Source organism: Gordonibacter sp. 28C (assembly GCF_003339845.1).
Taxonomy (GTDB): domain Bacteria; phylum Actinomycetota; class Coriobacteriia; order Coriobacteriales; family Eggerthellaceae; genus Gordonibacter.
In genome coordinates this window covers 137338-151657 of sequence record NZ_PPTR01000008.1, presented here as the reverse complement: position 1 = coordinate 151657, position 14320 = coordinate 137338, and the positions used below count along the sequence as shown (strand labels likewise).

At 64.7% G+C, this 14320-nt stretch carries 18 protein-coding genes; 6 read left to right on the top strand and 12 right to left on the bottom strand.

Translation table 11 applies throughout. The features are described 5' to 3' along the window. Positions 1-75: 75 nt before the first annotated feature. From C1878_RS11275 to bilS, 8 genes are all read right to left on the bottom strand, one after another. Positions 76-654 carry a 4Fe-4S dicluster domain-containing protein gene (locus C1878_RS11275; RefSeq protein ID WP_114601721.1) on the bottom strand — a complete coding sequence of 193 codons (579 nt, stop codon included), beginning with the start codon at positions 652-654 and terminating at the stop codon, positions 76-78. A gap of 13 nt (positions 655-667) precedes the next feature. After that, positions 668-3295, bottom strand: coding sequence for a molybdopterin-dependent oxidoreductase (locus tag C1878_RS11270; RefSeq protein WP_241963711.1), 2628 nt, complete (start codon positions 3293-3295; stop codon positions 668-670). A gap of 22 nt (positions 3296-3317) precedes the next feature. Continuing rightward, complete coding sequence (locus C1878_RS11265; protein WP_114601720.1) at positions 3318-4091, bottom strand: DmsC/YnfH family molybdoenzyme membrane anchor subunit; 774 nt, start codon at positions 4089-4091, stop codon at positions 3318-3320. 298 nt (positions 4092-4389) lie between these two features. After that, positions 4390-5358, bottom strand: coding sequence for an SPFH domain-containing protein (locus C1878_RS11260; protein ID WP_241963710.1), 969 nt, complete (start codon positions 5356-5358; stop codon positions 4390-4392). Beyond that, positions 5345-5749 carry a GntR family transcriptional regulator gene (locus C1878_RS11255; RefSeq protein WP_114601718.1) on the bottom strand — a complete coding sequence of 135 codons (405 nt, stop codon included), beginning with the start codon at positions 5747-5749 and terminating at the stop codon, positions 5345-5347. Before C1878_RS11255 ends, C1878_RS11260 begins: the two co-directional genes overlap by 14 nt. Before the next feature lie 17 nt (positions 5750-5766). Then, on the bottom strand, positions 5767-6762 hold the full coding sequence (gene nrfD, locus C1878_RS11250; RefSeq protein WP_114601717.1) for an NrfD/PsrC family molybdoenzyme membrane anchor subunit: 996 nt from the start codon (positions 6760-6762) through the stop codon (positions 5767-5769). A 110-nt stretch (positions 6763-6872) separates the two neighbouring features. Next, positions 6873-7133: a TfoX/Sxy family protein gene (locus C1878_RS11245; protein WP_114601716.1), complete on the bottom strand. Its 261-nt coding sequence runs from the start codon at positions 7131-7133 to the stop codon at positions 6873-6875. 58 nt (positions 7134-7191) lie between these two features. After that, a complete protein-coding gene (bilS, locus tag C1878_RS11240) occupies positions 7192-7713 on the bottom strand; it encodes a flavodoxin family protein BilS (RefSeq protein WP_114601715.1) in 522 nt (173 codons plus the stop codon). Between the two features lie 184 nt (positions 7714-7897). Here bilS and dtd point away from each other — a divergent pair, with 184 nt between their 5' ends. Beyond that, entirely contained in the window at positions 7898-8344 is a 447-nt protein-coding gene (gene dtd / locus C1878_RS11235; RefSeq protein ID WP_114601714.1) for a D-aminoacyl-tRNA deacylase, read from the top strand. 66 nt (positions 8345-8410) lie between these two features. Here the strand turns inward: dtd and C1878_RS11230 are convergent, their stop codons facing one another. Genes C1878_RS11230 through C1878_RS16915 form a run of 3 tightly spaced genes read right to left on the bottom strand, consistent with a single transcriptional unit; the run spans position 8411 to position 9654 of the window. Further along, positions 8411-8776, bottom strand: coding sequence for an arsenate reductase family protein (locus C1878_RS11230; RefSeq protein WP_114601713.1), 366 nt, complete (start codon positions 8774-8776; stop codon positions 8411-8413). A 46-nt stretch (positions 8777-8822) separates the two neighbouring features. After that, positions 8823-9269 (bottom strand): PIN domain-containing protein, encoded by a 447-nt coding sequence (locus C1878_RS11225; RefSeq protein WP_158539794.1) that lies wholly within the window; start codon positions 9267-9269, stop codon positions 8823-8825. Beyond that, complete coding sequence (locus C1878_RS16915; RefSeq protein WP_241963709.1) at positions 9253-9654, bottom strand: hypothetical protein; 402 nt, start codon at positions 9652-9654, stop codon at positions 9253-9255. Before C1878_RS16915 ends, C1878_RS11225 begins: the two co-directional genes overlap by 17 nt. A gap of 292 nt (positions 9655-9946) precedes the next feature. Between C1878_RS16915 and C1878_RS11215 the strand changes: the two genes are divergently transcribed. The 4 genes from C1878_RS11215 to C1878_RS11200 all read left to right on the top strand — a co-directional run bounded on the left by C1878_RS11215 (position 9947) and on the right by C1878_RS11200 (position 12760). Beyond that, a complete protein-coding gene (locus C1878_RS11215; protein WP_114601711.1) occupies positions 9947-10318 on the top strand; it encodes a GntR family transcriptional regulator in 372 nt (123 codons plus the stop codon). A gap of 68 nt (positions 10319-10386) precedes the next feature. After that, on the top strand, positions 10387-11274 hold the full coding sequence (locus C1878_RS11210) for an ABC transporter ATP-binding protein (protein WP_114601710.1): 888 nt from the start codon (positions 10387-10389) through the stop codon (positions 11272-11274). Continuing rightward, positions 11271-11972, top strand: a complete 702-nt coding sequence (locus C1878_RS11205; protein ID WP_114601709.1) for an ABC-2 transporter permease — start codon at positions 11271-11273, stop codon at positions 11970-11972. The genes C1878_RS11210 and C1878_RS11205 overlap by 4 nt, the downstream gene beginning before the upstream one ends. A gap of 74 nt (positions 11973-12046) precedes the next feature. Further along, positions 12047-12760 (top strand): ABC-2 transporter permease, encoded by a 714-nt coding sequence (locus C1878_RS11200; protein WP_114601708.1) that lies wholly within the window; start codon positions 12047-12049, stop codon positions 12758-12760. A 9-nt stretch (positions 12761-12769) separates the two neighbouring features. Here the strand turns inward: C1878_RS11200 and C1878_RS11195 are convergent, their stop codons facing one another. Beyond that, a complete protein-coding gene (locus C1878_RS11195) occupies positions 12770-13180 on the bottom strand; it encodes an Rrf2 family transcriptional regulator (RefSeq protein ID WP_114601707.1) in 411 nt (136 codons plus the stop codon). 229 nt (positions 13181-13409) lie between these two features. Between C1878_RS11195 and C1878_RS11190 the strand changes: the two genes are divergently transcribed. After that, positions 13410-14153: a biosynthetic peptidoglycan transglycosylase gene (locus C1878_RS11190; protein WP_114601706.1), complete on the top strand. Its 744-nt coding sequence runs from the start codon at positions 13410-13412 to the stop codon at positions 14151-14153. Positions 14154-14320 lie beyond the last annotated feature (167 nt).

Genomic DNA, 14320 nt, shown 5'->3' with positions numbered 1-14320 from the left:
AGGCGGGCCGGTCGTCCGCACGAAGAAAAATCGCCGCGCCGCAGGAGGGGGTCTGCGGCGCGGCGGGAACGGGAGCTACCAGTTCAGTTCCCGGTATCCCTGGTCGAACGCGCAATCCTTCGTCTTGATGAGGATGTTCGGATGCGTCTCGCTGGGAGAGGGCAGCACGGCGATGCTGCCGTTGTCCAAATCGCCGCCGAACTCGGCGCGCAGCTCGTCCATGTCGCCGAACATGAGCGCGCGGTTGGGGCACCCCGCGACGCACGCCGGGTCGCCGCCGGCCTCGCGCAGGCCGTAGCAGCCGTCGCACTTGCCGGACACGCCCGCTTCGGGGAAGTACTTCGGCTGGCCGTACGGGCACGACATGACGCACATGCGGCACCCGATGCACTTGCTCTGGTCCTGCACGACCGTCCCGTCGGGAGCCTTGTAGATGGCGCCCGTCGGGCAGTTCTTCAAGCAGATGGGCTCCTCGCAATGGTTGCAGCCGAACGAATAGCTGTAACCGTCGACCTCGGGGAACGTCCCCACCGTGTAGCTATGGGCCTCGCGGTACAGCGTACCGACCTCGAGGCGGTTCTTGTCCTTGCACGCAACCTGGCACGCACGGCAACCGATGCAACGCGTCACGTCAAGGTAAAATCCAACAGCCATGATTCCTCCTCCCCTAGCCAAGCTCGATGATGCGCTTGTCGACGTCGCAATCGTCTTCCAGTGCGGCGCCCGTGTACTTCTCGAAGTTGCAGTTATTGTTGTTGTAGCTGGTCAAACCGCCACCGGAAATGTCGTTGCCGATGAGGTAGTTGTCGGCGCCGCCGTGGTCGACGCCCGTGCTCTCGTCCACGCGCACCCATGCCCCGTGGGGAATGCCCACCTCTCCCGGCCGCATGTTCTCCATGCAGCAGGCCTTGCGCAGCACCTCGCCGTACTTCGTCCACACGCGCACGGTGTCGCCGTCCGCGATGCCCTTCGCCTCGGCGTCGCTCGCGTTGAGGAACACCGGGTTCGGCCACGCCTCGCGCAGCCACGGGCAGTTGTTGAACACGCTGTGGGAGCGCCTGAAGTAATGCGGGTTGAACATCAGGTACGGGTACTCGCCCGCCTCGCCGTCGATCTTCCCGTCCTTGAACGTGGTCTCGTAGCCCACCGTGGGCACGAGGTACTCGGGATAGGGCTGGTACTCCCAATCGATCAGGCCGATGCTGTTGAACAGGTCCGCCTTGGCCTGGCAGGTGATCTCCAGCTTGCCGCTCTTGGTTTTCAGCGGGTTCGCCTCGGGGTCTTTGACGAAGTCGGCGTAGCCGATGAACGAGCTGTACTGGTCACCGAGCTTGCGCTCCACCTGATAACCGCCGTTGTCGATGAACTCCTTGAGCCCCACGCGGCCGGTCTGCGGCTTGCCGGTGACGCCCCATTCCTTGATGTCAGCTTCGGTGATGGTGACGAGCGGCTCGTACTTGCCGGAGCCGTCCTCCTTGACGACCGTGGCGCCGGCGATCTGGTTGAAGAACGCCTGGGTCTCGCTGATGGGGTAGACGGCGCTCGGGTCGAGCCCCAGGGCCTCCATGATCAGCGTGTTGATCTCCACGTCGGTCTTCGCCTCGTACAGCGGCTCCGTCACTTTGGAGAAGCAGTAGAGGAACTCGCGGTTGGAGGCCGCCAGGCCGCCGGGGACCTCCCACTGCGTCGTCACGGGCAGCACGATGTCGGAGTAAAGGGCCTGCGTCGTGAGGAACTGGGCCTTCGCCATGACGAAGTCCATTTTGCGATGGGCCTCGATGCCGCGCTTCATGTTGGGACCGGTTTGCAGGTAGGCGTTCTCGTCGTGGACGATGCAGTGGATGTCGCACGTCTCGTCGACGCCCGCGTGCGCGCCGGACCCGCTGTACCAGTCGCCCACGTTGCGGTACTTGCCCGTGAAGCACGCCTCCCAGGCCTGGGGGCCGGGAATGACGCCCTCGATGGGGTTCTTGAGGCTCGGCAGGCCGGAAGCGCCGCCCTTCACGAGGGCCGGGCCGCCGTTGCCGGCGTTGGCGTGGTAGTTGTTGGCGGAGCAGTTGCCCGGCTTGCCGTAGTGCCCGCCCATGGCGGAGAGCGTCATGAACAGCTGGGGGACGTTCTCGGACCCGTTGCAGCGGGCGGCCGCGAAGTTGTGGAGCATCCACACGTCGTGCGTCTTGCCGATCTCGCGGGCGAAGTAGGTGATCTGCTCGACCGGCACGCCGCAGATGGCGGACGCCCATTCGGCGGTTTTGGGCTCGCCGTCGTAGGCGCCGTTCAGGTAGTCCAGGAAGTTGACGTCCTCGGCCAGGTCGGCCGGCTTGTGGTCGGCGTCGAAGCCCACGGTGTACTTGTCCAGGAACTCCCAGTCCACGACGTCGCCCTCCGCCTTGTCCAGGCGGATCATCTCGGAGGCAACGCCCAGCATGAACGCCGTGTCCGTGCCCGTGCGGATGGGGATCCAGTAGGCGTCGAGCATCTGGGCGGACGCCGTGTAGATGGGGTCGACCGTGATGAACTTCACGCCCGCTTCCTTGGCGCGGATGTAGTGGTAGCTCGGCGTGCCGGCGGCCGACCAGGCCGGGTTCGACGCGTAGAGCACGATGGTCTCCGCGTTCAACATGTCGGTGCGGTCGTTGCACACGCCCGCGTCGGTCCGCGGGATGCCGATGGTGTCGGCCGTGTTCAGCAGGTACGCGCCGTGGGAGGTGGAGTCGGCGACGGAGGTGTGGCCGCCGTACGCCAGAAGCGGCGCGAACGCCAGGCGCGAGCCGTAGCTGCCGATGAGGAAGGCCTGGTTGCCGTACTTCTCCTTGATGGTCTTGAACTGGTCGGCGATGTAGCCGATGGCCTCGTCCCAGCTGATGCGCTCCCATTCGTCGATGCCGCGCTTCTCGCCGTTCGGGTTCTCGGGCGACCAGCTCTTGCGCTTCATGGGGTACTTGAGGCGGTCGGCGCCGAAGCATTGCTGCTGCTGGGCCTTGCCGCGCACGCAGCCGCGCTGCTGCGGGTAGTCGGGCGAGTCCTCGTGCGTGTCGTCGGTCTTCTGGCGGACGACGGCGCCGTCCTTGACCATGACCTTGTTCATGCAGCGCCCGCCGCAGTTGTGCCAGCACGCGGCCGGAACCCACTCGCCGCCTTCGGCCGGGTCGGTCGGCAGCTGGTGCTTGTCGGCGACGTCGAGGCTCGACTCGGCGGAGCAGCCCGTGCTCGAAAGCAGCGCGACGCTCGCCGCCACCGCCGCAGAGGCTCCGAGAAAGCCGCGACGCGATATGTTCTTGGATTGAATGCTCACGATTAAATCCCCCTTCGCTTCCTTATGCCACCATGCATGCCGCGTAGAACGCGTAGCGCGCGATGGCGATGCCGACAATCGATACGACGCAGACGGCAAGAGCGAGCACCATCTTGTTCTTGAACTTCGACGAAAGCGCCACGAGCACGACGGATGCAACCGGTGCGATGACGAGCCCCGCGATCTGGGTTATCGGGCTCAGCCCGACGCCGTTGAACGCGACGGCCTCCAGGCACAGGCCGATGGCCAGCGCGGCGTTCACGATAAAGGCCGACCAGCGCACCGGCTTCTCGCTATAGCTCGCGGAACCCAGCAGGGCGAACAGCGCCAGGCCCATCGCCAGGTCGCCGGCGAGGAACGAGACGACGGTTGCCGGAGCGTTGCACCAGACGGGGCTTCCGTATATGTCGGTGTAAGCCAAGCCCATCATGACCATGCAGACCACGCCGACGACGGCCGTCACGATGCGCAGCGCGTAAGGGCTGCCCTTCTTGACCAGCGTAACGACAAGGTCGATGACGGCCAGCACGAAGAAGCACCCGGCGACGGCCACTTCCTGAATCATACCGGATCCGAAGTTGACCGTGCCGCCGAACACCGATTCGATGGCGCGCGGAATGCTGTGCACGTGCGTCGCCGCCGCGATCATCCCCGCGGCGAACAGCACGACGACCACCAGGGGAACGAGCCAAGGCCGCGCGCCCTCGCGCTTGCGGCGCAAGCCGGTTTCGAACGCGTACGCGCCGGCAGCCAAGCCCCCCAGCATAGTGAACAGATACAAAGATTCAAGCCCCATGCTCAAGCCTCCACTTCCCTCACGCCCGCTTTCAGCAGGCGTTCGCTTTGCGACGCGCGCCGGTCGGCGCACGCCCCATCCGAGCGTCCGAAGCGCGCGCCCTTCCCTCGAGAAGGGCACCAGCGCGATGATCGCCGGATGCGTGTCTTGCAGGAAATCGGCCAAATCCCTCTAGTGCTCATTATGAAAAATTGTCGTGCGACAATCAAGAGTGTCGCACGACAATTTTTACTAGATTTATTCTATTTTGAAGTATATACGACGGAAGAAACCGCCCTCTATGGAACGGCCGCTGCGGCTACTTCTTCGGAGCGTCCTTGTTCGGGTCCATCGTGAAACCCTCGCTGTAGGCGCTCGGCACCACCACGGTTCCCTCGTTGTCCTGCATGCCCTCGTACACCAGGTGGATCTTGCGGAGCGAGAGCGCGATCTCGTCGTGCGTGTAGGTCTCCGCGACCTCCTGCAGGATGGCGGACACGTCGCGCTCGGCCTCCATGAGCGTTATGCGCGCGTTCTTGCGGCATTCGGCCTGCGCCTCGAGGGACATGACTCCCTGCAGCTCCTTCGGGATGATGATGTCGCGGATCTCCACCGAGAGCACCGTGATGCCCCAGTCGGTGACCTTCGCCTCCACCGCCTCCTGCAGCTCCTGGTCGAGCTGGTGCCGCCGCATCACCACGTTGGACACCGACGCGCGTCCGATGGCGTCGCGCAGCGCCGTCTGCGCGGTCAGCGCCACGGCGAAGCGGCAGTCCTCCACCTCCATGCAGGCCTTCTCGGGGTCCCATATCATCCAGAACAGCACGGCGTCCACGTCGAGCGGCACGAGGTCGCTCGTCAGCGCCTCCTCCGCCCCGAACGGGGTGGCGGTCGTGCGCTGGTCGACGCGCAACGTGCTGAACTCGATCAGCGGGATGCTGAAGAAGATGCCGGGACCCGCCAGGCGGTTGAAGCGCCCCAGCCGCATGATCACCGCGCGTTCCCACTCGAGGCACACATGCACGGACGAGAGCACCGCAAGCCCCACGATCACCGCCACGGCGATGCCGACCAAGCTGAAGCCTCCCGACACCGCGTACCACAGCGCGAGAACCGCGAGGAAAGCCGCCAGCGCCAGCACGACGCTCACCATCACGGCCCCGTTGCGCGTGGCCTTCCTGCTGGGATCGGAGCGGTAGGCGTCGGCCGCCACGCCGAACTCCATCTCGGAGCGCCGATACGAATCCCGCTCGTCCCGCACGGCGCGCTCTCTGCTATTTCTCTTCATGGGCCCTCTTCACCTTCCGAATGTGCTTGGACACGAGCTTGGGGATGTCGTCGTACGTCATCCCCTCTTCCAGGCAGCTTCTCACGAACTCCTCGACCAGCACGTCGACGTGGCCGTCCTCGCGATGCGATGCGCCCAGATCGTTCACGAATACGCCGCTGCCGCGCACCGTGGTCACGTAGCCGTCCCGCTCGAGGCCCATGTACGCCTTGCTGACCGTGTTGTAAGCTATGTGCAGGTCGGCGGCGTATTTTCGCACGGTGGGCAGCTTCTCACCGGGCTTGTAGTATCCCGAGCTGATGAGGAACGCCATGCGGTCGCGCAGCTGCACCCAAAGCGGCAGATCGCTCTGGTCGTTGAAAGCAAATGCCGGTATTTCCTTCGTCACCATTCTGTCTCGCCGTTTCCTCAGACCGCGGTTTGGACGCCGGCGTTCACGAGCACGAACCGCAAGCTCAGACCGCCGATTAGGATGAGCACCGCCATGACGGCCACGACGCTGCTTCGGTGGCTGCGCCGAGCAACCAGCGCGGACGTTTCGAGGACCAGCGGCGCAAGTATACCGCACCCCGCGAAACCGAGCCAAAACACGACGGACTGGTCGCCAACCAGCAGCGCGTCGAACGGCCGCGCAGTGCTCGCGGCGTTCACCGTCGCCGCGCATGCCGCAGCCGCAACCGCCTCGAGCACGATGACGACCGCATCGGCGAGGGAAAGGCCGCGGATCCACGCGAGCGCGCCCGTGTAGTTCTCGCATAGGCAGGTGCTCAGCAAAACGACTCCGCAGCCGCACGAGAGCGCCGAGAGCAGGAAGAGGACGGGCAACCAAGCCGACCGCCACAGGCTCACCGCAACGACGTTCTCAAGAAGCAGCCCCGTGTACACCATGACGACCAGCGCGAGGATCGCGCCGAGCGCCTTCGCGGCGAGCGATATCTTCTCCCACACGGGTCCGAGCGCGAGCACCGACTCCGCAAGCGCGATAGCCAGGCATAACGCGAACAGCGTGAGTGCGAACGTGCCGATGGAAACGAAGCTGCTCGTGGGATAGAGGAAGAGCATATAGAACGCCTCGGGCCGCCCCAGGTCGGCGAGCAGGCACAACATGCCCACCACGAGCAGGACGAAGGCTATCGCGTACCCCGTCCGCGCGATGCGCCTCTGCGTCGACGAGTGCGACCGGCTTCCCAGGTATCCGCGGGGCGTTCGGGCGAAACGCGGGTTGACCGCCGGAGAGAAGGCCGTGTAGAGATCGATGGCCGAGAGCACCGCGAAGGTCCCGGCGGCGGTGCCGCCGAGGAACAGGTACCACACGATAAGCTCGCCGAACGCCACCGCTCCCCTCTCGCCGCTTTCGGGTTCGCCACACAGGATAGCATTTTGTCGTGCGACAATCAGCCCCACCGAGGATAACGAGCAAAATCGCTCAAGAAACGAAAACTTTTACGATGGGTGATCCCCCTAAGAGCGACCTGCTGGCCCCCTTGTCATCCTGAGCGGGGACCGCCAAAAAACTACGCGGGCTTGTTCGCGGCCGCAAACGCCTTGAGCTCCTGCTTGCGTGCGGGGCCCAGCTCCTTCTTCGGAATGCCTTGCACGGCGCCTTCCAGGTCGTACAGCTGCATGATGCACACACCGGGGTCGACAACCTGCATTTTGAGCCACGCCTGCTCGGCGCCGATGGCGAGCAGATCCTCGGCCGTCTCGATGCCCACCTCGGCGAGCTGCCCGGCGGCGTGGGGGCCGATGTTGGGAAGGTCGGTGAGTTTTGTCATAGCGTCTCCGTTCCTGTTCGGGTCGGGCGAGATGAGCCGTCGGGCGTGCGCGAGCCCGTCAATCCAGCGGCACGGACTGCACTTTCGCACGCAAACGCGCAAGGTCGTCGGCGTTGGGATGGTCGGCCGCCTCGTCGAAGTTCTCTATGAGCTGCCCCATGCGCGCGGCCTGCGCCGGGTTCTGCTCGGCCGTGCGCTCGTAGCGGTCGCGCACGGTGCGCGGCATGCGTCCTTGGCACATGAACGCGCCCACCACCTGCACCGACTCGGGCACGTGCACGGCCACGCGCGCCGCCACGCCCGCGAAGTACGTCTCGTCGGCACCGAACCCGGCCGTACCGAACAGGAACACCTCCTTGCCCTTAAAACCGGCCAGCACCTCCGCCATCTCGTCGGTGCAGTCGCCCCGGTTCGTCCAGAAGCCCGCGTACAGGCGGTCGGCCCGCGCTGCGACGGAGGCGTCCACCTCGCCCACGCGCCCGAACGCCAGACGGCCATCTTCCGGCAGCGCCTCGGCAACGGCGCGGGCAAGCTGCTCGGTGTTGCCGGTCCTGCTATCGTATACGATGGCGTACGTCATAGGCGGCGCCCCTCTCGTGCTCGGATCGACGGCGCAAGGCCGTCGGAGAATCGGATGCGACGGTTATACGCCCGCCCGGCACCGCTGTAAACCCCGTTATACTAAACCGAACGGCAAAACCAGCGGCACCGCAGCGCACGCGAAGGCGAACGGCGCGGCGGGCGGCGTCTCGAAGGAGGCATCCATGCGGGCAGTCATTCAACGCGTGAGCAGCGCGCGGGTCGACATCGACGGCGAAACGGCGGGCAGCATCGGGCACGGGCTGCTCATCTTGTTGGGCGTGGGTCACGACGACGGCGAGGAGCAGGCGGAGCGCTTGTGGAGCAAGATCGCGCGTCTGCGCATATTCGAGGATGCCGACGGCAAGACGAACCTGTCGCTGTCCGACGTGGCGGGCGACGTGCTGGTGGTGTCGCAGTTCACGCTGTACGCCAACTGCAAGAAGGGCAACCGGCCCTCGTTCACCGAGGCCGGAGCGCCCGACGAGGCGAACCGCCTCTACGAATGGTTCGCCGACCGCGCCCGACGCGACGTCCCCCGCGTGGAAACCGGCCGCTTCGGCGCGTATATGGACGTGAGCCTGGTGAACGACGGCCCCTTCACACTCGTGCTCGACACCGACAACCTGTAAGCGCATCTCCAGATTGCGTTCCCGTGCAAGCCGCCTCGCGTCGCAGGTCGGCCTGCACGCTCGGTTCTAGCCCAGCAGCGCGCGCTCCCATTCCGCTTCTTTGAAGCCCACGAGAACGAAGTCGTCCCCCACCACGATCGGGCGCTTCACCATCATGCCGTTCTCGGCGAGCAGCGCATAAGCGTCCTCGTCGCCCATGCCGGCATCCAGCAGCGCCTTCACGTTGCGCTCGCGGTACAGCATGCCGCTCGTGTTGAAGAAGCGCCGCAGCGGCTGCCCGCTTCTCGCGTGCCACGCCGCCAACTCGTCCGCCGCCGGATTGTCCTCCACGATATGCCGGTCGGCGTACGCCACCCCGTGCGCGTCGAGCCACGCCTTCGCCTTCTTGCAGGTAGAGCACTTCGGATACTCCACAAACAGCACGTCGCCCATCAATCGCTCCTTTTCAAATCACTTATCGAACATCAGGCAAGTCTCCCTACCGGTCGATAGCCTCGTAGACAAGTCCGAGTTCCGATTCCAGCTTTGCGAAGAAATCCCGCGGGGACAGCGCCGTCGTATGCGAGTTTTTGAACCCTTTGCGATCCCACGTGAGAAGATAGTCCGCTTTGACCTTTTCCGCGCATACGTCGATCAGGCAGTCCTCGAAATCGGGCCAGCATCGCTCGGCGGTCATGCGGATATCGTCGGCGTCTACGGCGCACACGTTCAAAAACCCCATGCTCTTGACAAACGCGCGCTGCACGTCTGCACTCTTGTTGTTCTTCCTCATCACGTAAAAGGCGTCAGTGAAGGACTTCGCGGAAACCCACAGCTCTATATCGTCAAGCTCCTGCATGACCTGAAGTTTCATTGCGTATTCCCCTTCAGGCGGTCGGCCAGTGAACAGATCGACCATGACGTTCGTATCAAGCAAAGCGCGCATAACGTTCCCCCCGAGCCTCGTCGAGCAGCTCTTTAAACGATTTGCCTTCCCAATCATCGGGCGCCTTGAGCGTCATGGAACGCGCACGCTCCCGCAGCTTCTCCTTCTGTTCGGGCGTAAGTTCGCGCCGCTTTCCTCGCAATTCCTCAAGCGACGGCGTGACCTTGGGGAGCTCTTCGTGCTCGAGAACGTATTCGTAGGCGGCGTTGACCAGCTCCGTCGGAGTCGCGCCGATCTTCTTCAGCACCTTGTTCCCCTGTTCCCGAATCTCTTGCGGCACGCGGGCCGTGACGATGGAATCGGTCCGGCTCGGCTTCGCCGGAGCCTTGCCCGTCGTTTTCCTCGGTGTCTTCTTGGGGGCTCCCTTTTCGGCTGCAGCTTCCATGGCTGGCCTCCTTTCTTTGCACCCAATATATCGTAATACAGTATTACTTTCAAGTCGCAAAATTCTCCTCCTATTCTGCTTGACACTCGCCTCGCATAGTGTTTATAGTGTGCATAGAGGGTATATACACTTTGCACACTTCCGAACAGAAGCCATGCGGAGGGAAGGCCCTCGGGCGACAGGAAAGAACGTGTTTCCCGTCGTTCAGGTGCGATGGCGAGACGTCGCCGTCGCACCGCCGGAAGCGCACGGGACGCCGGGCGCTTCCCCGCTGGAACCATAAAGGAGCACCGTGGACATCATCATCTCGAACGCAAGCGACAAGCCCATCTACGAGCAGATAACCGCCCAGATGAAGAACCTCATCATGAACGGCACGCTCGCGGAAGGGGCCCAGCTTCCCTCGATGCGCGCGCTGGCGAACGACCTGCGCATCAGCGTCATCACCACGAAGCGCGCCTACGCCGACCTCGAGGCCCAAGGGTTCATCGAGACGGTGCAGGGCAAGGGCAGCTTCGTCGCCGGCGGCAACATGGAGCTGCTGCGCGAGGAGCGCCTGCGGCACATCGAGGAGCTGCTGGGCGGCGCGGTGGACGAGGCGAGAAGCGCCGGCGTCGATGCGCGAGAGCTCCACGACATGCTCGACCTCCTCATGGAGGACTGATCGCGGAGCCTCGCCCGCACGGGCTCGGATCCGCCGACCGTTCAACCGCAAGAAGAAAGTGACGACTGATGAGCGATTTACTGCGCATACAAAACCTGGAGAAGCACTACGACGACTTCGACCTCGAAGGCGTCTCCCTCAGCGTGCCGACGGGCAGCGTCGTGGGCTTCATCGGCTCCAACGGCGCCGGCAAAACCACCACCATCAAGGCCGTGCTCGGCCTTATCAGGCCCGACGGCGGCTCCGTCTCGCTGTTCGGCGAGGAGGTAACCGGAGCGCCCGAAAAGCGCCTCGCGCAGCTCAAGCAGCGCATCGGCGTGGTGTTCGACACGTGCTCGTTCCCTGAAGAGCTCTCGGTGGACATGGTGGGCAAGCTCATGGACCAGTGCTACAAGAACTGGAATCCCGGCGCGTTCCGCACGTTCGCGCACGCCTTCCAACTGCCGCTGGACAAAACCGTGAAAGAGCTTTCGCGCGGCATGGGCATGAAGCTGTCGCTGGCGTGCGCGCTGGCGCACAACCCCGACCTGCTCGTGCTCGACGAGGCCACGGCCGGCCTCGATCCCATGGCCCGCGAAGAGGCGCTCGACACGCTGCGCCTGTTCATGAACGACGAGCGTCGCGGCATCCTCATGTCCAGCCACATCACGAGCGACCTGGAGAAGATCGCCGACTACATCGTGTGCATCGACGGGGGCCGCATCGTGTTCTCCGTGGAGAAGGACGTCATCACCGAGATGGCCGGCGTAGCCCAGTGCCGTGCGGCCGAGTTCGACGCCGTGGCGGACAGCGGCTTCTTCGCGCCGGGCGCCATGCGCTACGAGCGCAACACCTACGGCACGTCCGTCCTCGTACCCGACCGCCAGGCGTTCGCCGCGCGGTTCCCCGCCATCGCGCTCGACCGCGCCGACATCGAATCGTACATGTCGCTCATGCTGAAGGGAGGCGCCCGATGAAAACCATGCTCATGTTCGACCTGCTCACGGCCAAGAAGATCGCGATGTCCCAGATGGTGCTGGGCGTGGTCGTGTCCCTTGTCATCGCGGTGTCCACCCAAACCCCCATGACCATCATGCCCATCATGGCGCTCATGCTGGCTTATTCGGTTGGATTCACGCTCGTGGCCTACGATGAGCGCAACGATTGGGAGCGCTTCCGCTTGACGCTGCCCCTCTCGCGCGCGGACATCATCCGCGGCCGCTACGGCACGTTCGTCATCATGACGCTGGTGGGGCTGGCCGTGGGCGCGCTGCTCACCGCCATCGTTTACGGCCTGGCCCAGGCCATGCCGGACGCGCCGATACTCTCCGCGCTTTCGGAGCCGCTCGGCTGGCAGGTGCTGCTGGCAATGGCCGTGGCCTCCATCGCGTTCTCGCTCGTCCTCTGGCTCATCGCGTTGCCTCTGGTCGCCCGCTTCGGCATGACGAAGGCGGTGCGCTTCATCCCGCTCGCGTTCATCATCCTTTTGCCCTTAGGCACCGCGCTCGCGCAGAAAGCGGGCCCGCCGCCTGCGTTCGTCGTCGACCTGGTCACCTGGGCCCTCACCTCGGAGGGCACGATCGTCTTGGCGCTGGCCGTTCTCGCCTTCGTGGCCGTGCTCTCCGCGCTCTCCTGCCTGCTGTCCGTGAAGCTGTACGAAAAGCGGGAGTTCTAAGACGAAGCGAAACGCGCGATCTCGAGATACCCGGAATCCGCCGGTCCTCGGGATCGCGCAACGGAAGGAGCTCCATGAAAGCGATGTTCCTGATGGACTTCGCCACCACGAAGAAGCTGCTGAGGCGCTACCTGTTGCTGCTCTTGGGCATGGGCGGCATCGCCGCGCTCATCATGGGCAGCCATCCGGGAATCATCCCCTACTTCGGCGAGCTTTCTGCGATCTCGGTCGCGCAGGCATTGGCGGCGTACGATGACCAGCGCGACTGGAATCACTTCCGCCTCGTCCTGCCCCTCACCCGCGCCGACGTCGTGCTCGGGCGCTACGCGTTCCTCGCGGCCGTCGCCGCTGCGGGCACGCTGATAGGCGTGGCCGTCTACCTTCTCGTGACCCTCGCCGTGCAGAGCGTGCCCGCCTACGCGGCGATCGCGATGCGCTCGGGCGGCCTGGACGTCGTCGGACTTGCCTGGTCCGTCGCCGTGTCGCTCGCGTTGGCGCTCGTCACCGGGGGCATCATGCTGCCCACGTTCCTGAACTTCGGCTTCGCAAACGCCACGCGCTACGCCATGGCTTTGCTCATGATGGTTTCGATCCTTGCCATCAACCCCGCCATCAACGTCTGGGTGAGGCCGGAGACGGCTCCGCCGTTTTTCCGCGGGCTCGCCTCGCTTGCAGCGTCGCCCGAGAGCTTCCTCGTCGCAGCGGGTATCCTGGCCGTTGCGGCCTTGGCGTTCTACCTCGTATCTTGCGCCGCGTGCCTCATGATCTGCCGGCGGCTCGATTTCTAGCGTCCGCCGCTAGCCCATCTTCACCAGGTCGGCCAACGAGACGCCGTCCACGTAGTCTTCGATGGCACGGTCCAAACCGCGCCAGAAGTTGATGGCCACGCACTCGTCGCGGCGCGGGCACGCCTCGGCGCCCTCCTCGAGGCAGGCCACGGGCGCGCAGCTGCCCTCGGTGGCGCGCAGCACGTCGCCGGCGGTGATGTCCTCGGCCGGCCGCGCCAGCAGGTAGCCGCCGCTCACGCCGCGGATGCTCTTCAGCACGCCGGCTTTCACCAACGCGCCCCCCAACTGCTCGAGGTACTTGACGGAAAGGTCCTGGCGCTCGGCCGCCTGGCGCATGGTCACGGGAACGCCGTCGTCCTCGCGGCTGGCGATATCGATCATGAGTCGCAAGGCGTAGCGCCCCTTCGTCGAAATCATCATGTTCCTACCATCCTCACCGCGCCGCCATAACAGTTTGCGAAACGCAAACCCCCTCGTAGCAAGAGGGTGTTGCCGTTCATCCGCACTAAGTATAGCGTAAAGGTATCATATCCGCACCGTCCTTCCTTTCAGGAATGTAAGACCGGGGCAAGCGGTGGGTAAGGTTTCCTTAAGGAAGGCTTGGTATAACGGATAGCGTAGACACGCATCCAAGGGAAAGGCGGCCATCATGGCTCCGAGCACTCACCGCACCACCACGGCCGAGCGCGTCGCCCGGGTCGTCGGGCACCTGCTTGCCCTCGCGGCCGTCCTCGTCGTGCTCGCAGGCGCGTTCTTCGCGGCACGCGGCTTCAACCTGTACCGGGACGCCCTCGAGGCCCAGCCCCTAAGCGAGCTGGAGCAGCGCATCGAGAGCCAGGCGGGGTTCACGCCCATCGACGAGCTGCCCGATTTGTACCTGCAGGCCGTGGTGGCCGTGGAGGACCATCGTTTCTACGCCCATCCGGGCTTCGACATCATCGCCACCGGACGCGCGCTGGTGAACGACATCAAAGCCGGCGCCGTGGTGGAGGGCGGCAGCACCATCACGCAGCAGCTGGCGAAGAACGAGTACTTCACCCAAGAGCAAACGCTCGAGCGCAAGGTGGCCGAGGTGTTCATGGCGCTGACCATGGAGCGGCATTTCTCGAAGCGGCAGATACTGGAGATGTACGTGAACTCCATCTATTTCGGCGACGGTTACGAGGGCATCGGCAACGCGAGCGCCGGCTACTTCGACAAGCCGCCGCGCGCGCTCGACGCGAGCGAATGCACCCTGCTGGCCGGCATTCCGAACGCCCCGAGCGCCTACGCGCTTTCGGAAAACCCCGATCTCGCCCACCAGCGCCAGCTCCAAGTGCTCAAGAAGCTCGTGACCTACGACTACCTCGAGGAAACCGATGTCGCGCGCATCCTAGGCGGCGCATTCGCCTAGGATGCGCCGCCCGGAGCGACCCGCCGGTCGTGAGTGCGACCGGCGGGTCGCTGGGCGCAGGCGCGGCCGCGACGGCCCGCCGACCGACGCACTGCAAGTAGCCCCCCATCTTTTGAGCAGAATTGACGGTAGGGTACGCGCCGAGGCTCCACGCTCGAACGGTGCGA